Here is a 25,134-nt window from a genome sequence, read left to right on the forward strand (position 1 = left end):
TAATACCAAAATCACATTTAATTATTAAAAAACATTATGGAAAAAGACAAACTGAAGATCGGCGAGATCTCTAAACCGCGTTTTGAATTCCGCAGCTTCGGCCGTTGCTTCTGCGACGCTGCCAAGCGTATGGCACGCCTCAGCGTACCCGTTCCTGAGAAAGTATGGGAACGTCACAGCACAGAAACTTATATCGTGAGCCGCACCAACGACGTGAATAATACTAAGATCCGTGACGGAAAGATGGACATCAAGACTTTCGTACAGAGCGTAGACGGTCTGGAGCAGTGGAACCCGCTGATGAAGGGTGAGTTCCCGATCGCCAAGGAGGTACTGGAGAACGATGTGTTCCCCGCCTTCAAGGTGAACGGTCTGCCGAAGCTCGACAAGCCTACATACACTCTCGAGGAGTTCCTCAGCATCATCGATGCTCACCCCGACCTCGAGGCCGTGAAGGTAGAGAAGGTACGTTTTGGCTATATGGTGAACGACACCATCTGCGAGACTGGCGACGTCTATATCAACGGTGCTTTGGTGAAGACCATCAACTCAGAGTCTACTGAGATCGAGGATATCAAGAAGACCATTGCCGACGTAGGACTGGAGGGTGTCGAGAACATCAACTACCTGCAGGCTATCAAGCGTGTGATTGGAATGATTAAGAAACCTTTAGCAAACTAAAATTATGGCACAGGAAATAGAACGTAAATTCCTTGTAAAAGGTGATTTCAAAAGCGAAGTTTTCAAAAGTACTCGTATCACTCAGGGCTATCTCAGTTCAGTACCCGAGCGCACTGTCCGCGTGAGAGTGAAGGGCGAAAAGGGCTTTATCACTATCAAAGGTATTGGCAACGAGAGCGGAGCCAGTCGCTACGAGTGGGAGAAGGAGATTCCCGTCGAGGAGGTTCGCGAGTTGCTGAAGATCTGTGAGCCTGGTGTCATTGACAAGACACGCTATCTGGTGAAGAATGGCGAGTTCACCTTCGAGGTGGATGAGTTCTACGGCGACAACGAAGGACTGACAGTAGCAGAGATCGAGTTGCCCGACGAGCAGGCCGAGTTCAACCGTCCAGCATGGCTGGGTGAGGAGGTGACAGGCGATGTGCGCTTCTACAACTCCATGCTCATGAAGAACCCGTATAAGAACTGGAAGTAACAACCAGATTCTTCTAACGACTTGAGAGGGGTGGGCTCTCTCATGTAGAGCCCACACCTCTTCTTTCTTTTCAACTGACAATTATGAACAACAACAATATCCAAACCAAAACAGCGTTCGATCCGCTGGACATGAACAACTACCGCATCGAGAAACTGCCCAAGATGCAGAAGTCGGGCTTCGAGCGTGTGCTGCAACGCATCGGCGCACCACTCGCCCTTCTGGCATTCGTTCTCATCTACTGGGTAATAGACATCCCGTTTGTGGATAGGATCGACACCAATAAAACTACTACGACCCTGACGGAATCGGCAGTGAGCCGTTACGACCAGTTGGCTAACGCCACCATGAAAAAGCTCACCACTGGTGAGGCCGCCCAAGAAGTCTCTCCGCAACTGGAAGAACAGGTACAAGAGACAGCCCACCAGAAATTCATACGTATCAACTATGCCATGCTGGCTGTCTTTGTGGCCGCCATCATCTTATGGATCACAGAGGCCATTCCCAATTACCTCACCTCACTGATGGTGATACTGGGTATCGTGCTCACGGGCATCACCACAGACAAGACGGCCTATGCCCAGTTGGGACACCCAGTCATGTGGCTGAACATCCTCTCGTTCATTCTGGCGAGCATGCTTGTCAAGACACAGGTGGCCAAACGCTTTGCCCTGTGGTTTGTACTGAAGTTCGGACGGAATGCAGGAGGCATCATGATCAGCTTTATCATCATCAACCTAGTGCTCTCGGCCTTCATCTCCGCCACCACAGCAAAGGCTGCAATCTTGTTACCTATCTTCATGGTAGTGGCAGCCATATATGGTGCCACAGGCGGAGACCACAGGAATAACTTCGGCCGTAACCTCATCCTGCAGAATCTGTTCCAGATCAACCTCGGCGCCAACGCCTTCCTGACGGGTTCTGGCGCTACTCTCCTAGCTGGATCACTCATCGCCGGCGCCATGGGCATCGGCTCGTTCAGCTATCAGGATTGGTTCAAGGCCGCCTTCCCCATGAGCGTGTTTCTCATCCTCGTCGCCTGGTTCGTGGGCACGAAAATCTTCTTCCCTTTGAGAAAGGAGGAGCGTGTGCCTCAGATTGCAGGAGGCATGGAGCGTCTGCGCGAGGAACTGCAGAAGTTGGGTAAGATGCGCGCCGACGAGTGGAAAGCCGTCGCCATCTTCGTTGTCGTACTCATCCTCTGGGCCACTGACAAACAGCACGGCATCAACCAGACGGCCGTTGCCTTCATGGGTGCTGTCGTAGCACTGCTACCAGGCATCGGTGTGGTGAAATGGAACGACGTGGATATCCCTTGGCACCTGCTACTCTTCTCCGCTGGAGCATATACTCTGGGAGCCGGACTCGACGCCACAGGACTTCCCGGCACTCTGATCGACGCACTGTTTAATAGTCTCGGAATCACTGCCGAGACACCGTTCTGGGTACTCTACCTGATATTGACCGCTGGTATGCTGCTCTTCTCATTGATATTCCAGTCAAAGACGATGCTCACGCTTATTTTCGTGCCGATAGCCATCGGCGTGGCACAGAAGAACGGTTATCCGATTATGAGTCTCGCCTTCCCCGTAGCCATGCTCGTAGGCCATGTCTATGTGCTCCCGTTCAACAGTAAGCCTGCCGCCCTGCTCTACACCACGAATCAGTATAGTTGGAGCGACACCTTCAAGTTCGGCATCACCATGATGTTCATCAGCTGGCTCACCATTATCCTATGGGGTGAGACCGTTCTGAAGTGGTTCGGCTACACCAGCGGCGTATTTTTCTAACCATCCAACAGTTTTGCCATGATAGATATTCAACCAAAGATACACGACAGGAATACCCTCGAGTTCAAGGTGGGCTATAAGGCCTCTAACGGAGCCACATATAATGACTTCGAGATGAACACATGGATCTATATCCCAGAGACTCTGGGTGTAAACCGTCACACCTATCTGAAGGAGAATTTCTATCGTGACATACTGTCATATATACGACTGATTACCCCTTTCTACCATCTTGACGAGTTGGCTTCGACCACGTGCCTGCCCTACCGTCGCCTGAGCGATGTGTGCATGGCGCTCCATCGGCAGCCCGACGAGAAAGAGCAGAAGAACTACGAACGCGAGATTAAGATGTATGCCTCGATCTTCAAAAGCAGCATCCGCGACACGTTCCGAAACGCGCTCAACGAGAAAGGGACGCTCCGCGAGGCCCACTGCAAGGATGCTCTGGAGAGCATATCGAAGATCTTCGATATCTATCGCACACTCGGCAAGGAGATGGAGCAACGACCAGTACCCAGTCAGCAGATGCTCTACTTCCACTACGGCGACGAGTTCATGTCTAACGTTGTGGAACAGCATGTGTCGCGCCTTATCGAGCGACTGCGTTCCGAGGCCCCAGAGAGCTACACGACACTAGAGCCTTCAATCCGTCAGGTGCTCGACAACGAGCACAGCTATCGTCAGCGCGTCGGCTATCTTTGCGTCGAAGAGAAAGACGACGAGAGCAATACCCAGTTCGTATATCACGCTGGTCAGCTTAAGAAGTATATCGAAAGTAACCTCTACCTGCCCACCCACAAACGTCGCAATGCCGTCTTCCTCGAGCAGATGGTGTTCAGTCTGGCGGCTGGTTTGTCGATGGTCTTTGCCACAGTCATCTCGTTTGCATTCCAGCAGACCTATGGCAACTTCACCCTTCCCTTCTTCATCGCCCTCGTCATCAGCTATATGTTTAAGGATCGTATTAAGGAACTGGTGCGTATCTACTTCGCCACCCGTCTGAGCAGTCGTCTGTTCGACTATAAGATTGGCATCCGCGTGGGCGATATCAAGGTGGGCTGGTGTAAGGAAGGGTTCGACTTCCTGACACCCGAGAAGATCTCCTCGCCTGTGAGGAAGATGCGTAACAGGCACTCACCGTTGGTCATCGGCCGAGGAACAGAAGAACAGGTCATCCAGTATCGTAAGCGTATCCACCTGAACCAGAAGGCCGTCAACCGTCTGTCACCCTATCCGCTCAGTGGCATCAACGATATCGTACGCTACAACCTCTCTGAGTTCATGCGTAAGATGGATAACCCCAAGGTCTCATTGTGTGCCAACAAGGGCGACGGCCAGTACGTGCCGGCCGAAGGACGCAAAGTGTATTACCTGAACCTCATCATCCAGTTCAAGTACGAGAACACCACCCGATTCTATCGTTATCGTGTGTGCATGAGCAGGAAGGGCATACACAAAATCAAAGAGATAAGATGAGAAAGAAGATACTCCTATTCATACTGTCCGCCGTCATGCTGGCGGCATGCGACAACCAAAACTCTGTCAATATTCTGATCTCCAACAGCAGCGACCAGCCCCTGGAGAACAGAGAGGTCACCATCGCCCTTGACACCATCCGTCAATGGCTCGATATCAGCATCAGCGACACACTAATCCTACTCAACGAGAAAAACCAGCCTCTGCCATATACTTACAGCAAAGACCGGTCTTCTATCTCATTCCGTGTTCCGAGCATCCAGCAACGGTCACAGAAGAATTTCTCCATTAATAAGTCCGATACCCAACTCCGTCAGAATCTCTTTGCCTTCAGGCGACGGAACATCGAGGTCAGACTGAAATAGCCAGTTGACTATTCCCACTCGATGGTTGCGGGTGGCTTCGACGAGATATCATAGCAAACACGATTCACACCACGCACCTTGTTGATAATCTCGTTCGACACCTTAGCCATGAAGTCGTAAGGCAGATGAGCCCAGTCGGCCGTCATGGCATCAGTCGAGGTCACAGCGCGCAAGGCCACGGGATGCTCGTAGGTACGCTCATCACCCATCACACCCACACTGCGTACAGTAGAGAGCAGAATTGCTCCTGCCTGCCAGATCTGGTCGTAGAGCGACACCTCGATCTCACCATCAGTCATCTGAGCAGGTACACCTGCAGCCAGGACCTTACGGGCCTCCTCACCAGAGAGTTTTACCTTATAATCGCGCAGACCGCGGATATAGATATCGTCGGCATCCTGGAGCACACGTACCTTCTCGGGTGTGATATCACCGAGGATACGGACAGCCAGGCCCGGGCCTGGGAACGGATGACGGGTGATCAGATGCTCTGGCATACCGAGCTGACGCCCCACACGGCGCACCTCGTCCTTGAACAACCACTTCAGCGGTTCACAGAGCTGCAGATGCATCTCCTTCGGCAGTCCGCCCACGTTATGGTGACTCTTGATCACTTTTCCTGTGATGTTCAGCGACTCGATACGGTCGGGATAGATCGTACCCTGTGCCAACCACTTGGCGTCGGTAATCTTCTTCGCCTCTGCGTTGAACACCTCCACAAAGTCGCGACCGATAATCTTACGTTTCTGCTCAGGGTCCGTCACACCAGCCAGATCACCGAAGAACTTCGCCGAAGCGTCGACACCAATCACGTTCAGACCGAGCACCTTGTAGTCGTCCATCACCTGTGTAAACTCGTTCTTACGGAGCATACCATGATCGACGAAAATACAAGTCAGGTTCTTACCAATGGCACGGTTCAGCAGCACGGCTGCCACAGAGGAGTCGACACCACCCGACAAGCCGAGGATCACACGATCGTTACCCAACTGAGCCTTCAGCTCTGCCACCGTCGAGTCGACGAACGAGGCTGCACTCCACTCCTGACGACTACCGCAGATGTCGACCACAAAGTTCTTCAGCAGCTGTGTGCCCTGCAGGGTGTGGAACACCTCGGGATGGAACTGCACAGCCCAGACTGGCTGCTGCTTACTGGCAAAAGCCGCATTCTTGACGTCAGCCGTAGAGCCGATTACCTCGAAGTTCTCGGGAATGGCGGTGATGGTGTCACCATGACTCATCCATACCTGTGAGTGCTGGTCGAAGCCCTTGAAGAGAGGGTTCGTCGTGTCCACCGTCTGGAGGTTCGCACGACCATACTCACGAGAGTCGGCCTTCTCCACTTTCCCGCCAAGCGTATGGGAGATGAACTGCGCGCCATAACAGATACCCAGTACAGGCAGCTTGCCGATAAACTGACTCAGGTCCACCTTGAATGCCTCCGGGTCGTGCACCGAGTACGGTGAACCACTCAGGATCACACCGATCACCGACGGATCGTCCTTCGGGAACTTGTTGTAAGGCATAATCTCGCAGAAGGTGTCCAGCTCACGCACACGACGACCGATCAATTGGGTCGTCTGTGAGCCGAAATCCAAAATAATAATCTTCTGTGTCATATTATAAGTTGTTAATGAAAATTTCTGCTTCATGCAGAGAGTCGAGCTTGCCGACATCAAGAAGACGCAGGTCGCTTTTCTCCCAGCCGAGGAAGGCGCGCTGGTGACAATACTTCAGATAGAAATCAATGATGCCGAAGCGATCAGGCATCTCACTGAAGAGAGAGAAAACCTTCGGCGAAATCACATGGATACCCGAGAAAGCCAACTGCTTGAGTGCGGTCGTGTCGAGAGTCGGATACGGGCTCCGCACCTCACCAGTCTCGATGTTCGTCCACCCATCCAGCAGATACTCGTCGTCGAAGAGCAGGTAGCGTTTGGTCTTCCTGCGACTCACCAGCAACAGCGCATCGGGCTCATGCTCTTTGGCAAACGCATAAAGCGCGGCCAGATCGACATTGCTGAAGATATCGACATTATGGATAAGAACAGGTTCTAACGGGTCGAACAGCGGCAGAGCCTTCTTGATACCCCCGCCCGTCTCTAGCAGACCGTCGCTCTCATCACTGATCCGGATATCTATCCCAAAGAGATTCTGCTCTTCCAGATAATCGATGATCTGCTGAGCGAAATGGTGCACGTTGACCACGATCCGCTCAAAGCCGGCGGCTTTCAGTTTCATAACGACATGCCAGAGCAGGGGCTGTCCGTCCACCCTTACCAACGCCTTTGGCATCGCATCGGTAAGGGGCTTGAGACGAGTGCCCAACCCAGCCGCAAAAATCATCGCTTGCTTCATCTTCCGCAATTTGCCTGCAAAATTACGAAAAGTCGAGCGCAAAACAAAGAAACTCGTTTTCTTTTTTTCTGAAACAAAGTAATTTCGCCATCTTTGATGGTAGAGGTACGAATGTACCCCGTTCAGAACACAGGGAGAGACAGAAGTTGCTGCATGATGGTGAGGGCCATGCGACGGTGCCCCTCATCATTAGGATGCAGACGGTCGTTCTCAGCATTCTTGAAGAACAGAGTCTGCTCATCCATCAACGGATAAAGTCCGCAAAGGGCATTGAGATCAATCACAGGCACAGCCCAGATATTCCCCGCCTCCTTCACCGACTGCACATAAGCATCGATATACTCCCCACACTTGTTGGTGTAGTCCTCACGGGGCTGCCAGTTGTACGTGTTCGCATAGAACTCGGCACGATGAATGGGTGTCAACAACACGATCTGTTTCGACGGATAGCTCCGTTTCACATAGTCAAGTGCCTTATTGATTCGGCCACGATAGGTCGAGTCGGCCATCACGGGGTAACGGTGCCTGCGGTTCACGAGACGCTTTGCCTCATGGATGCCAGCCATCACCTGTTCATCCTTCTCCACGAACCACTCACCTATGGGGATGCCCGTATTGTAGTCGTTGGTACCTATAAAAATCAGGATGGCATCAACCTCGTCGGCATGCTCTGCCTTCAGTCTATCGGTCTGGGCAGGGATATCATTCCACTCACGTCCGCTGATGCCATAGACATAAGGCTCTATCTGGAGCCAGTCATTCAAGAAGCCCCAGTATTTCTTCTTTGAACCGCTGTTGGACGGATCGGTGATTGAATCGCCGAAATAGGCAACACGCTTACCCTGCCAGGGGTGACTGATCATATGCTGCGCCATGGCCGGCATGGTGAGCACGAGAACGAACAAGACTGTCAATAATCGTTTCATTTTGTATCTTTATATTTTTATGCAAAGGTACGATTTTTTCTCGGGGAAACAGGTTTTCATCTGCCGCTTTTCACCAATAAGACACATTTTAAGAAACATATAACACATTCGTTACATCATCCACGAAGATCACGAAGGAGTATCACAGGAACAAAGTATGCACCTATCCGTGTAAACAGAAAATCATCCGATTTGGGTATTGCACGGATTAGTCGTTTATCGTACCTTTGCCGACGATTTAATTATTAAAAGAAAATGGACAAATCAATCAACTACGGGAGAATCTGCGGATTCACCATTCTCTATGTCGTGACAACCTTCGCGACTGCTTTTCTCGGTTTTACAGCACCTCTCTGCTGGGTCGGTTTCCCTGTGATAGCCGCCCTGTTCGGAGCATTCTCTTACTACATGATTGCTTCTAAGTGGAAGAGCTTCGGCGTGAGCACCTTACTGGCTGTCGTGCTTGCCGCCCTCCTGCTCATCCTCGACGAATGTACCCCCCCGAGATGCCTCTTGATCGTTATCGCTGGTGTACTGGGAGACATCGTTCGCATGGTGGCAGGTAACAAATCGCAAGAAGCCATGACCTTTGGCTACCCGATTCAGAGTATAGGCGTCATTGCATGGATCCTGCCCTTGTGGACCCATACCACATGGTATTACGAAGGAGCCACCAGAGAGATGAGTGCCGACTACGCGAAAGGACTCATGGCATTTGCCAGTCCTTGGGCATTGATACTTCTGGTGCTTCTGACGGCGCTAGCAGGTTATATCGGCATCCGCTGTGCGGCAAAGATCAAACCACAACCCTGAATACAAGCCTTTTCACAAAAAGGGGTGCCCTTCGGCACCCTTTTTCTTATCAGCCCCCTAAGGAACTATTTCTATGATGAACTTAACGGTCTCACCGCAATCCGTGCATTGGTACGGACCGTTTCTTAAGTTGCCGCCTCTTCTGAATGCGTAGACAAACGGATAAATCGCGTTCATTGCTACCATACAGACATTATCACTGTGTTCCTTATCGAGCATGCTTCCTTCGAAACAAACGACATCGCCCACCTTATACTTGGGACAATGACTCTCGATAACTGTTGCCTTTACTTTATAATCAGCATACTTCGGGCTCACTTTCTCTTTGTTTTCTTCCATTTTTATAACATCTATTTAAAGACGTCAGTGACACCATCAAGGATCCCCCGGATCTCATTAAAGATGCCACGCAGACGATCGCTGACATTATCCTTGGCACCACGGGCCATATAGCCAGCACACTCTCCCTCCAAACGGCCGATCTTGGCCTTCTCCTGAGGGGTATAATCAAACTCGTGTTTCTTCACCCGTTTGGTGATCTTCACAAACTTCTTACCAGCATGCTCCCAATCGTTCAGATCGTAATAGCGACTGTTGTCACGTAACTCATAGGAGAAATTCTCCAACTGGTTGATTGCTGCCTGCTTCGTGTAGCAGGAGGTCAATGTCAGTGCCAAAGCACCACAAATCAAAAGATGTCTTCCTTTCATAATCTGTCAGTTTTATATAATTGGTAATATACTTATCTTGCCTCAAGAACCTGAGTGACGGCCTGCTCCCGATGACAGATGCGGACCTCTACACCGAACTTCTCATGGATATGCTCCGCCAGATGCTGGGCGGAATAGACACTGCGATGCTGACCACCCGTACAGCCGAAAGAGAACATCAGCGAGGTGAAACCACGCTGGATATAACGGCGCACATGGGCATCAGCCAGTTTATAGACCGAATCGAGGAAGGTGAGGATCTCACCATCGTCTTCCAAAAATCGGATGACAGGCTCGTCGAGCCCTGTTAACTGCTTATACGGCTCATAGCGGCCAGGGTTATGCGTACTTCGGCAGTCGAACACATAACCGCCACCATTACCACTCTCATCCTCTGGGATGCCCTTACGATAGGAGAAGCTGAAGACCTTCACGACCAGAGGTCCCTGGGCATCATACTTCGAGAAGGTGGCAGGTCCGTCCTGCGGATGAGTCTTATAGGGGTTGAGCGACGTCGTCTTATAACCATCGGCCCGACTGGCAGTTGCCTCTATCTGGGCAAACTGTGGCAACTCTGTCAGATGTTTCAGTATCTCCACCAGATAAGGATAGTGGAACTGCGAAGAGCTGTTCAGGAGCTCACGCAGGTTCTGTATAGCAGGCGGAATGCTGTCGATGAAGTGTTTCTTCTGCTCGAAATAGCCACGGAAGCCATAGGCACCCAGCACCTGAAGTGTGCGGAAGAGCACAAAGAGCGACAGACGATTGGCAAAATGGCGCACAGGCGGCACCTCAGTATAGTTCTTCAGCGAGTTGTAGTACTCATACACCAAGTCGCGGCGCAGCTTGTGAGGATAGCGTGCACTGGCCTGCCAGAGAAACGAGGCGAGGTCATAGTAGAACGGTCCTTTACGACCACCCTGATAGTCGATGAACCATGGATTACCATCGCGGTCGAGCATCACATTACGTGCCTGGAAGTCACGATAGAGAAAACAGTCGCCCACAGCAGAATCGTCGTTGGTCAGATCCTTGGCCAGCAATCGGAAGTCAGCCTCGAGCTTCAACTCATGGAAGTCTATCTCCGTAGCTTTCAGAAAACAATACTTGAAGTAATTCAAGTCGAACAGCACACTGTCCACGTCAAACTCTGCCTGCGGATAGCAGTTCGAGAAGTCGAGGCCACGTGCTCCGCGGATCTGAACGTTTGGCAACTCACGGATGGTGCGCTTCAACAATTCCTGTTCCCTGAGCGTATACCGCCCACCAGCCTCACGACCGCCTTTGACAGCATCGAAGAGAGATACAGAGCCAAGATCGGTCTGCAGATAGCGCAAGCAATCGTCGCTGGTAGCAAGGATCTTTGGTACTGGGAGTTTCCGCTTATTGAAATGCTCCGTCAGGTATACAAAAGCATGATTCTCGTCACGACTGGTGCCAATAACACCGATGACAGTCTGTCCTTCCTCATCTGTCATACGGAAATACGAGCGATTGCTTCCTGCACCTGGCAACTGACGGACATCGGCTGGTTCTGTCCCTTTCCACTGTTTATATAGTTCTATCAGTTTCTCCATATCAAGTGCAAAATTAGGATTTTTACACGAGACCTCCAAACTTATTGCAAAGTAATCGCCATCAACCCGTCAATTTATTTCTCCCGACCTGCATCTTTGCAACTATGATGCCGCGACACATCGACAACCACCCAATTAGTATTCTCTATCTTTGCACGAAAAATGAAAATGCAAATGTTATGTTGTTATGTCTTGGAGTTTCCCCGGAGGAAAGTCGGGGTTTCCCCGGAGGAAAGTCGGAGTTTGCTCGGAGGAAAGTCGGAGTTTGCTCGGATGGTCTTCACATCAGAGCATTAAAAAACCAGGTATCTCACGACACCCGGTTCCAAAAAACAAACTACTTAAAAACTAATCTACTAAAACAAATCAAAAAAATATCTTTTACTCAAATGTCTCTAATACTATCTTGCAGAACCCAAACATAAGATCCCACGCTGCAAAGGTACAGCGATTTAAGATTACGCACAAATTTTTATGCAAGAAAAAAGAAAAAAGCAAATAAAAATACTACAAAAAGGGGACAGACAATCATGTCCATCCCCTGATTTGTTATGTTAGGTTTGCAAAAATGTATCAATCGAACATCACGCTCTAACACTTTTACATCATTCCACCCATGCCTGGGGCTCCACCCATCGGCATAGCAGGCTCCTTCTCAGGCTTGTCACAGATAAGGCACTCGGTGGTGAGGAACATTCCAGCAATGCTGGCAGCATTCTCCAGAGCGACACGAGCCACCTTTGCGGGATCGATGACACCAGCCTCACGCAGATCCTCATATTTGTCGAGACGGGCATTGTAACCAAAGTCGCCCTTACCCTCGCGAACCTTCTGAACAACCACAGCACCCTCGCCACCAGCGTTGGTAACGATCTGACGCAGAGGCTCCTCGATGGCGCGACGAATGATGTTAACACCCGTCTGCTCGTCGGCATTGTCGCCCTTGATGTTCGCCAAAGCCTCCTGAGCGCGGATGTAGGTTGTACCACCACCTGCTACAACACCTTCCTCGATGGCAGCACGAGTAGCGCAAAGAGCATCGTCAACACGATCTTTCTTCTCCTTCATCTCTACCTCTGAGTTAGCACCTACGTAGAGCACAGCCACGCCACCAGCCAACTTAGCCAGGCGCTCCTGCAGCTTCTCCTTATCGTAAGAGCTTGTCGTATTCTCGATCTCCTTCTTGATCTGGGCGATACGATCCTGGATGGCCTGCTTGTCGCCAGCACCATTTACGATAGTCGTGTTGTCCTTAGAGACGGTCACCTTGTCGCAGGTGCCCAGCATCTCGAGTGTAGCCTGCTCAAGCTTCAGACCTTTCTCCTCACTGATTACAACGCCACCAGTCAGAACTGCGATATCCTCGAGCATGGCCTTACGACGGTCGCCGAAGCCAGGAGCCTTGACAGCACAGATCTTCAGACCACCACGCAGACGGTTCACGACGAGTGTCGTCAGAGCCTCAGAGTCAACATCCTCGGCAATCACGAGCAAGGGGCGACCGCTCTCTGCTGCAGGCTGCAGGATGGGCAGGAAATCCTTAATATTTGAGATCTTCTTATCATAAATCAGGATGTATGGATTCTCCATCACACACTCCATCTTCTCGCTATCAGTGATGAAGTATGCAGACAGATAACCACGATCGAACTGCATTCCCTCAACCACCCCGATGTGGGTATCGCGGCTCTTGCTCTCCTCGATGGTGATCACACCATCCTTAGACACCTTACGCATAGCCTCGGCGAGCAGTTCACCGATCTCCTTATCATTGTTAGCAGATACGGTAGCCACCTGCTCGATCTTGTCGTAGTTGTCGCCCACCTGCTCAGCGCTCTTGGCGATGTGCTCAGTGACAGCCTTCACTGCCTTGTCGATACCACGCTTCAGGTCCATGGGGTTGGCACCTGCAGTGACATTCTTCAAGCCCTCAGACACGATGGCCTGGGCAAGAATGGTAGCGGTAGTCGTACCATCACCTGCATCATCACCAGTCTTCGAAGCCACGCTCTTCACAAGCTGTGCACCTGTGTTCTCGAACTTATCCTCGAGTTCTATCTCCTTAGCGACGGTCACACCGTCCTTAGTGATCTGTGGAGCACCGAACTTCTTCTCAATAACAACGTTACGTCCCTTCGGGCCAAGTGTCACCTTGACAGCGTTAGCCAACTGATCGACGCCCTGCTTCATTGCATCGCGGGCGTCAATATTGAATTTAATATCTTTTGCCATAGTTTCTCTAATTAAACATTGAAAATTGATAATCGAACATTACTTCTCAATCACTGCGAGAACGTCGCTCTGACGCATCATCAGATACTTGGTTCCTTCGAACTCGAGTTCAGTGCCGCTATACTTGCCATAGAGCACCTCATCGCCCTCTTTCAGGATCATGGCCTCGTCCTTTGTACCCTGACCTACGGCTTTGATGGTTCCGTGGAGCGGTTTCTCCTTAGCGGTGTCAGGAATGATAATACCGCCAATCTTCTCTTCTGCAGGTGCTGGCAATACCAACACACGGTCTGCTAATGGTTTGATGTTCATAATTCTATATTATTTTTTAAATAATTTCCGCCAACCCATCTGCCAAAAGCGTGCCAAACGACCCGCTTATGCCAACTTGTCAGCGTTCCACTCCGTTTATGACAACGTTTCTGACCACAGCGCCCTCAATCAAGGACTTGTCGAAAGCATCTGTCTCGTCGGTAACTGAGATATTCTCAAAGGAGAAGTCCGCCAGATGATATTTATCAGACGTGCCGACATCAAAGAAATTGCCACAGGTCATACGTATGTTTCTGACTGTGATATGATGGCACTGCGAGAGAGGCATATCCTCACGATCTTCAGGCTTGAAAAACTGGGTCCAAGGACGTACGACAAGGAATGAGCGGCACCATCCTTCGACATCACTGACCGTCACATACTCATAATGCTGAGGGGTATCAGGACGCATCTTCAGCCAAAGGACGCGAGAGGCCCGCTTCACATGGATACGGCGCAAGATCACATTACGGTCATGAAGCGACTCGGAGCCGAGGGTCAGACAGGCATGTACTTTCCCATAGGTGCAGTCCTCAACAATGATGTTCGAACACGGACCATTATCAGGGTTCTGATCAGCCCAAGTGCCCTTACCCCCTTTCAGCACGACAGCATCATCGCTCACATGCATATAACAGCCATGTATAAGCACATTCTTGCACACATCTAAGTCTATGGCATCAGACGAAGGTGCACCACGACTAGGATCCACAGGTGTAACATTCTCCGTAGGAGCAAAGATATAACATCCCAGGTAGCGCACATTCTCACAACGGTAGAGGTGGTTCGTCCAGAAAGGAGAATTGATAATCCTCACATCCTGCACTGTCACGTTCTTGCAATTTGAAATGTAAACATTTCTCGGGCGCATCGCCTCAAGGTTCGTGCACTGCGGATTATATTTACGACGGATCCAAAACTCCTCCCAGTATTTCTGTCCGTTACCATTGATTGTGCCTGGTCCTGTAATCGTAAAGCCATCCACACCATCGGCATTCACAAGGGCTGCGAAGTAGTCGAGAGTCTGTCCTTCCATCCGCGTCTTCACAATTTGAAAATCACGAATTCTGTCAGATCCTTTCAATTCGCCTCCCTCCTCGATCAAGAGATGTGTCTTCGGCTTGAAGAACAGCGATCCGCTCAGGAAGGTACCTCTGGGAATCACGACCACACCACCTCCCTCTGCCGCACAACGGTCGATAACGGCCTGAAGAGCCTTCGTCTGTACACCATCGCCATAACGATCGACCCCATAATCTGTTACCACATAGCGTCTCAGTCCCGTGAGATCGACCCGTGTCGTATCTCGGAACCAAGCAGGGATCTCCGTTCCGTCGGGCCAAAGTTCTTGCTTCAAGATATTCTTTTTCATGGCCTTTCCGACAGGCGTCGTCTTATCCTTCAATGGGGAGTCCCCCGTATTCCCCGTTGCTGTCGTACAAGTCACCAGCAACGCGAAAGCCATCATTAACCTTACTCTCATGTTCTTGTCTGTTTTTTTAGATTAGTCTCTTTTTCCGGATGCAAAGATATGTTATTTTTTCGAAATAGCTATACAAAATCATACCTTTTTATTCAGAAATTAGAGGATTTTTATGCAAGATTCAAAAAAAAATACTATCTTTGCCCTCTGAAACAATTATTACTTAAAAGAGTTATGAAACAGTTCTTCAAAATGACGCTTGCCACCATCTGTGGTATTGTAATCTTCCTGTTCATCGCAGGTATCTTCTTCATCGTCTCACTTGTGGGCATGCTGGCCAGTGAGTCCACGCCAACCAAGGTCAAGGACAACTCTGTGTTTGTAATCAAGCTCAACGGCACAGTTGAAGAACGTGCGCAAGAAGGAACGGTGCTCGACGATCTGCTTGGTTTAGGGGACATGAGTACGATGGGTCTTGACGATCTGGTGAACAGCATCCGTAAGGCCAAAGACGAGGAGAACATCAAAGGCATCTACCTGGAAGGGGGTACTGCCGGATTCGATGCACCTGCCACAGCACAGCAGTTACGCGATGCCCTGAAGGATTTCAAGAAAAGCGGCAAATGGATTGTGGCATACGCCGACCAATATACGCAAGGCTCTTACTACGTTGCCTCAGTGGCTGACAATATCTACCTGAATGCAGAAGGCATGATTGACTTCAAGGGTCTTGGCGGCAAGAGAGAGTATTGGAAAGGACTGTACGACAAGCTAGGTATCAAATACCTGATGGCCAAGGTCGGCAAATACAAGAGCTATGTAGAAACGGAAACACAGACGGGTATGAGCGAGTACGACCGTGAACAACGCACCGCCTACCTAACTGGCATCTGGAACTACTGGCTGAAGGAAATGGGCGAGGGTCGAAAGGTACGACCTGAGCAGCTGGACAAAATGGCTAGCGACAGCATCATTGCGCTGGCTAATTCCGATGACTATGTGAAAGGTAGACTGATCGACAAGATCATGTTCCCTGAAGAAGTCAAGGCAGAGATCAAGAAACGACTGCAGATTGACAAGGATGACGATATCGCTCAGCTGTTCGTGTCTGATATGCTCAACGTGAAGTCAAAGAAGAAGAGCAGAGGCGACGAGGTTGCCATCTATTACGCCTATGGAAGTATCGTCGACAATGAAGCCATGAACATGATTCAAGGTGGCGGACATTGCATCGTGGGTAAGACCACTGCAGAAGACTTGCGCAAACTCGCTGACGATGACGACGTCAAGGCGGTGGTGTTCCGTGTGAACTCTGGCGGTGGTAGTGCCGTCGCCTCTGAACAGATACGCCATGCTATCAAACTGCTGAAGAGCAAGAAGCCGGTGGTGGTGTCGATGGGTGGTATGGCTGCCTCAGGCGGCTATTGGATCAGTTCCGCAGCTAACTACATCTTCGCAGAGCCTACCACCATCACGGGCAGCATTGGCGTCTTCGGACTATTCCCCAACGTAAGCGGTCTGGTGACGGACAAATTGGGTGTTACCTTCGACGGTGTGACCACAAACAAATACTCAGACTATGAGACGGACCTTGTGTTCGGCAAGAATAGTGACGAGGTGATGAAGCATATGCAGACATACATTGAACACGGCTATCAGAGTTTCCTGAACATCGTATCGGAAGGACGAGGCATGAAACCCGAAGAGGTGGATGAGATCGGACAGGGGCGCGTATGGCTGGCCACCGATGCCCTCAAGATTAAGCTGGTCGACAAGCTGGGAAGTCTGGACGATGCTGTGAAGAAGGCTGCCGAATTGGCCAAGCTCGACGACTATCACTCTGTCTCCTACCCTGTCGAGTCTAACTGGTTAGACAAACTATTGTCTAAGGAGACTCCGGGTTCGTACCTCGACGCTGAGTTGCGTGAACTCCTGGGCGACTTGTATCAGCCGCTGATGGAAGTACGATACACACTCAAAAGCAGCAGTCATATGCAGGCCCGCCTGCTCGACGATGTCAGAGTCAAATAAAAGCAATAACAGCATAAAACAAGGAAATGGAAGGAGACTTCATTAAGATCAACAGTCAACTACGACCACTGAGCTGGCTCTACGGAATGGGAGTAGGCTTCAGGAACATGCTGTTTGAAACAGGCTTCCTGAAAAGTCAGTCGTATAGCATCCCTGTGATCTCCGTGGGCAACATCACTGTGGGCGGCACAGGAAAGACTCCTCATGTGGAATACCTAGTCCGATTGCTCAAGGACAAGATGAAGGTGGCAGTGCTCAGTCGCGGTTATAAGCGCAAGAGTCACGGCTTCGTTCTAGCAGACAAGCAGACGCCGATGGAGGCCATAGGCGACGAGCCCTATCAGATAAAACAGAAGTTCCCTGAGGTGACCGTTGCAGTAGACAAGAAGAGAACCAGAGGCATACATCATCTGACGGATGATCAGGATACGCCAAACATCGATGTCATTCTCCTCGATGATGCCTTCCAGCACCGATACGTGAAGCCTGGCATTAATATTCTACTCGTCGACTATCATCGTTTGATTATCTACGATCAACTGCTCCCTGCAGGACGGCTCCGTGAGCCTGTCAAGAGCAAGAACAGGGCCGATATCGTTATCATCACGAAGTGCCCCAAGGATCTGAAGCCAATGGAATTTCGTGTAATCACGAAGGCGATGAGCCTCTACCCTTACCAGCAGCTATATTTCTCCACCTACGAATATGACACACCACGCCTCGTATTCCCTGACTGTCAGGAGCCAACGGAGGTTCCATCTGGCATCGAGTCCTTACAAGGGAGGAATATCCTATTGCTGACAGGCATCGCCTCGCCAGAGCAGATGAGACTGGATCTGGAGCCGTATGCAGAAAGCATTCAGCCGCTAGTTTTCGGCGACCATCACAACTTCAAGCGGAATGACATCGAACGTATCAACCAGGCATTTGACGAACTCCCTAAGCCGGGGTTGATTGTCACGACGGAGAAAGACGCAACACGTCTGAAGCAAGCAGAGGGACTGAGCGATGAGGTGAAGCAACATCTGATCGTACTACCGATACGCGTCAGTCTTTTGCTCGATCAAGAAGAAGCATTTAATCAAAACATTATAGGATATGTACGAAAAAATTCAAGAAACAGCATCCTGGTTAAAGGCAAGGATGAAAACAAGCCCAAAGACAGCGATCGTGCTGGGGACAGGCCTCGGACAATTAGCTTCCGAAATAACTGACACCTATGAGTTTCCATATCAGGACATCCCTAATTTCCCCATATCAACGGTAGAAGGCCACTCAGGCAAACTGATCTTCGGTAAACTGGGAGGCAAGGACATCATGGCCATGCAGGGACGATTCCACTTCTACGAGGGTTACTCGATGAAGGAGGTGACCTTCCCTGTGCGCGTGATGTACGAGTTGGGCATCAAGACCCTCTTCGTTTCCAATGCCGCTGGCGGTATGAACCCACAGTTCAGCATCGGCGACCTGATGATTATCACCGACCACATCAACTTCTTCCCTGAGCATCCGCTTCGTGGAAAGAACTTCCCTACAGGTCCGCGCTTCCCGGATATGCACGAGACCTACGATCTGTCGTTGGTGGCGCTGGCCGACAAGATTGCCAAGGAGAAAGACATCAAGGTGCAGCACGGCGTCTATGTCGGCGTACAGGGTCCCACCTTCGAGACACCTGCAGAATATAAGATGTACCACCTGCTTGGCGGCGATGCTGTCGGCATGTCAACCGTGCCAGAGGTAATCGTGGCTCATCATTGCGGCATCCGCACCTTCGGTATCTCTGTCATCACTGATCTTGGTGGCTTCGACGACCCTGTGGAGGTGAGCCACGAGGAGGTACAGGAGGCTGCCAATAAGGCTCAGCCGCTGATGACTGAGATTATGAGAGAGATGATAAAGAGGAGTTAACATGGATATAGCGAAACTAGGAGAATTCGGTCTGATAGACCATCTCACAAAAGATATCAAGACCAAGAACGAGAGTACGAAGTACGGCGTGGGTGACGACTGCGCCGTACTCTGCTACCCTGACAAGGAAGTGCTCATCACTACCGACCTGCTGATGGAGGGCGTACACTTCGACCTTACCTATATCGACCTGCAGCACCTCGGCTACAAGTCAGCGATGGTTAACATCAGCGATATCTTCGCCATGAATGGCACACCTCGCCAGATGACAGTTTCATTGGCCATCAGCAAGCGCTTCAGCGTGGAAGATATCGAACAGTTCTATCAGGGTCTTCGCCTGGCCTGCGAGAAATGGAATGTCGACATCATCGGTGGCGACACTACCTCTTCTTATACTGGACTGGCCATCAGCATCACCTGTATCGGTGAAGCCCGTAAAGAGGACATCGTCTACCGTAACGGAGCGAAGGATACGGACCTCATCTGTGTCTCTGGCGATCTTGGAGCCGCCTACATGGGACTGCAACTACTGGAGCGTGAGAAAAGCGTCTACTATCAGCAAGTGGAAGAAGCCAGGAAGAAGAACGACAAGCGTGCCCTAGAGGAACTGTCGCACTTCCAGCCCGACTTTGCTGGAAAAGAGTACCTGTTGCAACGGCAGTTGCAGACAGAGGCACGCGGCGACATTATCGAGAAGCTCCGTGAGGCTGGCATCCGTCCTACCGCAATGATGGACATCAGCGACGGACTCTCGTCCGAGCTCATGCACATCTGCAAACAGTCGGGAGTAGGCTGTCGCATCTATGAGAAAAACATTCCCATCGACTACCAGACTGCCGTCATGGCCGAGGAAATGAACATGAATGTCACCACCTGTGCCCTGAATGGCGGCGAAGATTACGAACTGCTATTCACTGTTCCTATCGGTGATCACGAGAAAATCGAGAATATCGAAGACATCAAGCTAATCGGGCATATCACGGATGAGAAATTCGGAAAAGTACTTGTAACCCGTGACAATCAGGAGTTTGAGTTGAAAGCACAAGGATGGAACCCGCTGGAGAAGTGAATCGAGAATTAAGATTAGTGAATAGTTTTTCGAAAAAAGTTCATTAAAAATTTGGTGGGTTCAAAAAATGTTCGTACCTTTGCACCCGCAAAACGATGAAAGGCGATTGCAAATTGACAAATTGGTGCCTTAGCTCAGTTGGTAGAGCATCGGACTGAAAATCCGTGTGTCCCCGGTTCGATTCCTGGAGGTACCACTCCTCCTTTCATTAGCCCGGTTTCGCGTTATGGCGGCCGGGTTTTCTTTTATAACCCTAAACAGTCGACTTATGGGAATAGTCATTGGCATTGACGTGGGCATATCAACCACAAAGATCGTCGGCATCACAGACGGTCATGTATCGGCACCTATTCACATTACTGCCGCAGATCCTATTACATCTCTCTATGGTGCTTTCGGAAAATACCTGCACGACAACGATATCGACCTGAAGGATGTGGAGCAGGTGATGCTTACTGGTGTGGGTGCCGCCTATATCGACCAGCCCATCTACGGACTACCAACAGCTAAGTCGGAAGAGTTCGTGGCTGATGGTCTTGGTGCCCGCTTTGAATCCAAACTCGACCACACAATCGTCGTCTCCATGGGAACTGGAACGTCATTCGTCAAATGCGATGGTAAGGAAATGAAGCATATCGGTGGTATCGGCGTTGGAGGTGGAACCCTGGCGGGCTTGTCACGCCTGCTGCTCAATACGAGCGACATCAGTCAGGTAGCTAAGATGGCTAAGCAGGGAAATGTCAGCAACATTGACCTGACGATTGGCGATATCAGCGCCATTCCTGTTCCGGGCTTAACGATGGACACCACTGCTTCCAACTTTGCCCGAGCCCAAAGCGACGCTGCTAAGGAGGACATCGCAGCAGGACTGATCCATATGGTTCTTCAAAGCATCGGCTCCGCTGCATGGCTGGCTTCGCTTGGCAGTGACATCCGCAATTTCGTACTGATTGGCAACCTATCGCTGCTGCCTCAGTGCAAGGAAGTGTTCCCAGCCTTAGAGAAACTCTATAACATTAAATTCCATATTCCTCAATACTCGCAGTACTGCACCGCCATCGGAGCCGCACTCGATTACACCATCAATGGAAAGAAATAACAATCATCCCCAGCCAAACGGTTGGGGATGATTGTTAACATATAGGCATCATCACAGATATAAGAAATCACTGTAACCTTAAGGAACGTCTGTTCCTTGGAGATGTATTGCCTTATCTCACTGTTGGAGTAAGGTTCCTCCTGAGGAAGAAAGTCTTCGTAGCGAGGAAGAAACAGGCGACTCCTGATGCATTAACCAACACAACTGTCCAGAAGGCAGCACCATAGCCCAAAAGCTCTGACACGATGCCTCCCACCAATATACCCAGTCCCATACCGATATCCCACGAGATGAGAATGGTCGAATTGGCCGTTCCGCGTTGGTTGTTATGAGCCACATTGATGGTCATATTCTGGAAGGCAGGCCACATATGTCCATTGCCCAGTCCTATCAGCAGAGCCGAACCGTAATAGCCCATCATGATGGCTGAATGGTTCTCGGTGAAGAAAGTTGGCATGAGGATAAACAAGGTATATCCCACGAGCGAGATCACCATGCCCTCTCCTGCATTATGCGTTACCCTACCAGCTCTCAAGGCCCTTCCGCCTTGCAATCGCGAGAGAATAAGACCTATGGAGCAAAGCATGAAATAGGTGCCTGTGCCCCCCGTGATACCCATGACATCCTTACCGTAGATTGCGAGATAGTTACTCAGTACGCCGAAACTGAAGCCAAAAGCCACCATGTTCACCCCCAACAGCCAGCCACGCACTAGAAAGAAGCGGTCCAGTCCTACCCTGCCACCCCAGAGAGGACGAGCGCCCCGCTGCACTTCTTGCGACGGGGTTTCTGACACAGGGACACATTTCTTGGGATGTGATTGAGGGACCTTGATCGTGGCATCGACTAGCCATCCGAGACAGGCGACGATCAGAGCCAACCAAAAGAGGAAATCGAAGCTGTTGGTCAGTTGGTAGATAAAGATACCAACGGTAGGTGCCAAGGCCATCGCCAGATTATTGCTCAGTCCATAGTAGCCTATACCCTCCGTACGCCTACTGGAAGGTAGTACGTCGATGGCTACCGTCGAGTTCGACACGGTAAGCGCTCCGAAAGGTCCACCATGCAGTGTGCGAATGATTGTGAACAGCAATAAGGTCGAGGCAGCCAAGTAGCCTGCGAAGAAGATTGCGAAACCACCGAAGGCAACCATCAGCACTGTTTTCCTTGGGAACGAATCGACCACATAGCCACTAAAGGGTCGGAACAGCAGTGCTGTGATGGTATAGCCCGAGAGCACCAGACCTATCACGTCCTTCGTCGCTCCGAAATGCTCACTCAGATAGAGCGGCAGCAGCGGCGTCAGCACATAAAAGGCAAAGAACAACGCGAAATTCGCCGCCATCACCTTACAGTAGTTCCTGTTCCACAATCTCTCCATAACTTCCTTATGATGTGCAAAAGTACGCATAATAAACAGAAATAGAGAATTTTTTCATGACAGATTCGTTAATGTTTTATAATTATCTGACATACGACTTAACTTTACGCGGTATGATTACGTCAAAAGAAAAATAATTATCAACTATTTATGAGAAAAGCTGTTTTATTATCTATGATGGTCATGCTGTCCATGATGACAAGCATGGCGCAGGTCAAGGGTTCAATGGTGGTCAAGACAGAATCCGGACAGGTAAAAGGTTTTGACCACGAAGGAACGATGGGATTCCTTGGCATTCCCTATGCAAAGATTGAGCGCTTCATGCCACCATTGCCAGTAGACAAATGGGACACGATCCGCGTCTGCGACCACTGGGGCCCACAAGCCATGCAGAATACTGGAGGTCGCGAGCTCAGCGAGACAGAGATGTCAGAGAAGAACTCCTGTGTTCTGAATGTGTGGACCACCAACAAAAAGGGCTCTAAGCCCGTGATGGTATGGTTGCACGGAGGCGGCTTCGACTCAGGCACCTCGGCCTGGGATCCAGGCATGCAGTTGGCCAAAAAAGACGTGGTGGTTGTCAGTGTCAACCACCGTCTGAACATCCTCGGTTTCCTCGACCTATCAGCATGTTCCGAGCAATACAAGTATTCTGGCAATGTGGGTATGCTCGACATCGTTCAGGCCCTGCAGTGGATTCAGAAGAACATTCGCCAGTTTGGTGGCGACCCTTCCAACGTGACTATCTTCGGCGAGTCTGGTGGTGGTGGAAAGGTGGGAACCCTACTCTCCATGCCGTCGGCCAAGGGACTGTTTCACAAGGCCATCATCATGAGTGGTACCATCCTCAATATCAACACGAAGGCCATGACTGAGGAACTGGGCAAGGCTGTACTGAAGGAGCTGAACATCGATAACACCCATATTGACCGCATCAAGGACGTACCCTACCAGGAACTTTATGCAGCTGGTCAAAGAGCGATGGCAGCCAGCATCGGCACACGCAAGCCTGGCACTCCCATGATGTGGGGATTCGGGCCCACCCCCGATGGTGAAACCCTTCTGCAGCAACCTTTCCAGAATGGTTTCTCAGACATCTCCACAGACATACCTATCCTCATTGGTACGACCTTTAACGAACTACAGCCCCTACGCTATGACCAACCGATTACAATGGACGATGCCCGCAAGGAACTGATGAGAACCTTCGGCTTCGATACGAACAACTATATCAAGGCTTTTGCCGAGGCCTATCCCGACTATACGCCACAAGACCTACTGAGCATCGACTGGCTGTTCCGCGCCAAGACCATCATCACGGCCGACGAAATTGCCGAGAGTCGGAATGCCAAGACTTGGATGTATCTGTTCACATGGCGTTCACCAGTGAACAAAGGCAGTGTCCACGGCCATGAGCTGAAGTTCTGTTTCAACACCCTCCATCGCGCTGGACACGACCTGCCAGAGCCCTCCGAGGCCGACCTCAAGTTGGCCGACACCATGAGCAACGTGTGGGCACAGTTTGCCAAGACAGGTGATCCCAATATCGCTTCATTGCCATCATGGCAGCCCTATACCAAGGCTAACGGTGAGCTGATGGTATTCGATCACCAGTGCACCATCCGCAACAACCCCGATCGCAAGCTGCAACAGATTATCGACAAGCACTGTTTCCAGCAGCTCGACGAGTTCCGGCAGGATCAGAAGCGCCTAAAGCTAAGTATCGGAAATGTGACGATGAAGATCGATGCCGAGAACGGTGGTAAGATCATGTCACTGAAATGTGGCGGTCAAGAAGTAATCTCACAGTCGCGCTGGCCAGAGTCGTTTGGTAGCACCTTCTGGACCAGTCCTCAGAAAGAGTGGAACTGGCCTCCCGTGCCCGAGTATGATAAGCAGTCCTACAGCGTGGAGCAGAAAGACGGTCAACTGATCATGACCAGTCAGGTAAATAATAAACTAGGCTTCCGCGTCCGAAAGACATTCAGCACCGATCCGAAAGACGGTGCCATCATCGTCACCTATTCCCTCACCAACGAGAGTAGCGAGACCCGTCAGGTAGCACCTTGGGAGATTACCCGTGTGCCCAACGAAAGGAGCCTCATCTTTTTCGAGGCGCCCTCCGACAGCATCTGGCCTAAGGGACTGATGGACTTCAAAGATGCACATAACATCGCCTGGTATCAGCCCGACGAGACCAACGAGAACCGCAAGGTGAATGCCGACGGAAAGGGTTGGCTGGCATACTACAACAACGAGAGTAGTCTGCTTCTCATCAAGCGCTTCGACGATCTGAACACCTCACAGCCAGCCCCTGGTGAGGCCGAGATACAGGTCTATGTGAACCGTGGCAAGAGTTATATCGAGTTGGAGAGTCAGGGCGCCTATACCAGTCTGAAGCCCCAGGAGCAACTCTGCTGGACTGTACGCTGGTATCTCCAGCCCTTCCAGTCTTCATCCACCGAAGAACTTGCCAAGAAGGTGAGAGAGATTATCTACACGAAATAA

The 25,134-nt window shown here is 50.6% G+C and carries 22 protein-coding genes and 1 tRNA gene; 13 read left to right on the forward strand and 10 right to left on the reverse strand.

What is annotated here, in order from left to right; translation table 11 throughout:
- Window positions 1-36: 36 nt before the first annotated feature.
- The 5 genes from BMY63_RS03700 (at window position 37) to BMY63_RS03720 (ending at window position 4,787) form a co-directional block, all read left to right on the forward strand.
- On the forward strand, window positions 37-681 hold the full coding sequence (locus tag BMY63_RS03700) for a hypothetical protein (protein WP_091899808.1): 645 nt from the start codon (window positions 37-39) through the stop codon (window positions 679-681).
- A gap of 4 nt (window positions 682-685) precedes the next feature.
- Window positions 686-1,156: a CYTH domain-containing protein gene (locus BMY63_RS03705; protein ID WP_091899809.1), complete on the forward strand. Its 471-nt coding sequence runs from the start codon at window positions 686-688 to the stop codon at window positions 1,154-1,156.
- A gap of 83 nt (window positions 1,157-1,239) precedes the next feature.
- Window positions 1,240-2,946 (forward strand): SLC13 family permease, encoded by a 1,707-nt coding sequence (locus BMY63_RS03710; protein WP_091914768.1) that lies wholly within the window; start codon window positions 1,240-1,242, stop codon window positions 2,944-2,946.
- An 18-nt stretch (window positions 2,947-2,964) separates the two neighbouring features.
- Entirely contained in the window at window positions 2,965-4,422 is a 1,458-nt protein-coding gene (locus BMY63_RS03715; protein WP_091914770.1) for a hypothetical protein, read from the forward strand.
- Window positions 4,419-4,787: a hypothetical protein gene (locus BMY63_RS03720; protein WP_143065707.1), complete on the forward strand. Its 369-nt coding sequence runs from the start codon at window positions 4,419-4,421 to the stop codon at window positions 4,785-4,787. The genes BMY63_RS03715 and BMY63_RS03720 overlap by 4 nt, the downstream gene beginning before the upstream one ends.
- Window positions 4,788-4,795: 8 nt before the next feature.
- Here BMY63_RS03720 and guaA read toward each other — a convergent pair whose 3' ends face one another.
- The 3 genes from guaA to BMY63_RS03735 form a co-directional block, all read right to left on the reverse strand.
- Window positions 4,796-6,406: a glutamine-hydrolyzing GMP synthase gene (guaA, locus tag BMY63_RS03725; RefSeq protein ID WP_091899813.1), complete on the reverse strand. Its 1,611-nt coding sequence runs from the start codon at window positions 6,404-6,406 to the stop codon at window positions 4,796-4,798.
- A 1-nt stretch (window position 6,407) separates the two neighbouring features.
- On the reverse strand, window positions 6,408-7,145 hold the full coding sequence (locus BMY63_RS03730) for a nucleotidyltransferase family protein (RefSeq protein ID WP_091899814.1): 738 nt from the start codon (window positions 7,143-7,145) through the stop codon (window positions 6,408-6,410).
- A 122-nt stretch (window positions 7,146-7,267) separates the two neighbouring features.
- Complete coding sequence (locus tag BMY63_RS03735; protein WP_369807697.1) at window positions 7,268-8,029, reverse strand: SGNH/GDSL hydrolase family protein; 762 nt, start codon at window positions 8,027-8,029, stop codon at window positions 7,268-7,270.
- Between the two features lie 297 nt (window positions 8,030-8,326).
- Between BMY63_RS03735 and BMY63_RS03740 the strand changes: the two genes are divergently transcribed.
- A complete protein-coding gene (locus BMY63_RS03740; protein WP_091899816.1) occupies window positions 8,327-8,884 on the forward strand; it encodes an MptD family putative ECF transporter S component in 558 nt (185 codons plus the stop codon).
- A 57-nt stretch (window positions 8,885-8,941) separates the two neighbouring features.
- On the opposite strand, the gene BMY63_RS03745 is transcribed toward BMY63_RS03740, so the two are convergent.
- The 6 genes from BMY63_RS03745 to BMY63_RS03775 form a co-directional block, all read right to left on the reverse strand.
- A complete protein-coding gene (locus tag BMY63_RS03745) occupies window positions 8,942-9,223 on the reverse strand; it encodes a TIGR04076 family protein (protein ID WP_091899817.1) in 282 nt (93 codons plus the stop codon).
- A gap of 11 nt (window positions 9,224-9,234) precedes the next feature.
- Window positions 9,235-9,594, reverse strand: a complete 360-nt coding sequence (locus BMY63_RS03750) for a hypothetical protein (RefSeq protein WP_091899818.1) — start codon at window positions 9,592-9,594, stop codon at window positions 9,235-9,237.
- A gap of 32 nt (window positions 9,595-9,626) precedes the next feature.
- Window positions 9,627-11,171 carry a RapZ C-terminal domain-containing protein gene (locus tag BMY63_RS03755; protein ID WP_091899819.1) on the reverse strand — a complete coding sequence of 515 codons (1,545 nt, stop codon included), beginning with the start codon at window positions 11,169-11,171 and terminating at the stop codon, window positions 9,627-9,629.
- A 600-nt stretch (window positions 11,172-11,771) separates the two neighbouring features.
- The gene (gene groL / locus BMY63_RS03765; protein WP_091914774.1) at window positions 11,772-13,403 is read right to left on the reverse strand and encodes a chaperonin GroEL; all 1,632 of its coding nucleotides are present in this window, start codon (window positions 13,401-13,403) and stop codon (window positions 11,772-11,774) included.
- A gap of 39 nt (window positions 13,404-13,442) precedes the next feature.
- Window positions 13,443-13,715 (reverse strand): co-chaperone GroES, encoded by a 273-nt coding sequence (locus BMY63_RS03770; protein WP_028907353.1) that lies wholly within the window; start codon window positions 13,713-13,715, stop codon window positions 13,443-13,445.
- A gap of 79 nt (window positions 13,716-13,794) precedes the next feature.
- Window positions 13,795-15,087, reverse strand: coding sequence for a rhamnogalacturonidase (locus BMY63_RS03775; RefSeq protein ID WP_091914776.1), 1,293 nt, complete (start codon window positions 15,085-15,087; stop codon window positions 13,795-13,797).
- Window positions 15,088-15,372: 285 nt separating this feature from the next.
- On the opposite strand from BMY63_RS03775, the gene sppA reads away from it, so the two are divergent.
- The 6 genes from sppA (at window position 15,373) to coaW (ending at window position 21,245) form a co-directional block, all read left to right on the forward strand.
- Window positions 15,373-17,169, forward strand: coding sequence for a signal peptide peptidase SppA (sppA, locus tag BMY63_RS03780; protein WP_091914778.1), 1,797 nt, complete (start codon window positions 15,373-15,375; stop codon window positions 17,167-17,169).
- Window positions 17,170-17,195: 26 nt separating this feature from the next.
- Complete coding sequence (lpxK, locus tag BMY63_RS03785) at window positions 17,196-18,383, forward strand: tetraacyldisaccharide 4'-kinase (protein WP_091914780.1); 1,188 nt, start codon at window positions 17,196-17,198, stop codon at window positions 18,381-18,383.
- Window positions 18,268-19,077, forward strand: coding sequence for a purine-nucleoside phosphorylase (locus tag BMY63_RS03790; RefSeq protein ID WP_091899824.1), 810 nt, complete (start codon window positions 18,268-18,270; stop codon window positions 19,075-19,077). Before lpxK ends, BMY63_RS03790 begins: the two co-directional genes overlap by 116 nt.
- Window position 19,078: 1 nt before the next feature.
- The gene (gene thiL / locus BMY63_RS03795) at window positions 19,079-20,146 is read left to right on the forward strand and encodes a thiamine-phosphate kinase (RefSeq protein ID WP_091899825.1); all 1,068 of its coding nucleotides are present in this window, start codon (window positions 19,079-19,081) and stop codon (window positions 20,144-20,146) included.
- Window positions 20,147-20,269: 123 nt separating this feature from the next.
- Window positions 20,270-20,342, forward strand: a tRNA-Phe gene (locus tag BMY63_RS03800).
- 72 nt (window positions 20,343-20,414) lie between these two features.
- On the forward strand, window positions 20,415-21,245 hold the full coding sequence (gene coaW, locus BMY63_RS03805; RefSeq protein WP_091899826.1) for a type II pantothenate kinase: 831 nt from the start codon (window positions 20,415-20,417) through the stop codon (window positions 21,243-21,245).
- Window positions 21,246-21,357: 112 nt separating this feature from the next.
- Here the strand turns inward: coaW and BMY63_RS03810 are convergent, their stop codons facing one another.
- The gene (locus tag BMY63_RS03810) at window positions 21,358-22,626 is read right to left on the reverse strand and encodes an MFS transporter (RefSeq protein ID WP_256218920.1); all 1,269 of its coding nucleotides are present in this window, start codon (window positions 22,624-22,626) and stop codon (window positions 21,358-21,360) included.
- 150 nt (window positions 22,627-22,776) lie between these two features.
- On the opposite strand from BMY63_RS03810, the gene BMY63_RS03815 reads away from it, so the two are divergent.
- Entirely contained in the window at window positions 22,777-25,134 is a 2,358-nt protein-coding gene (locus tag BMY63_RS03815; RefSeq protein WP_091914783.1) for a carboxylesterase family protein, read from the forward strand.

Origin of the sequence: Prevotella aff. ruminicola Tc2-24, from assembly GCF_900110895.1 — a bacterium.
GTDB lineage: Bacteria > Bacteroidota > Bacteroidia > Bacteroidales > Bacteroidaceae > Prevotella.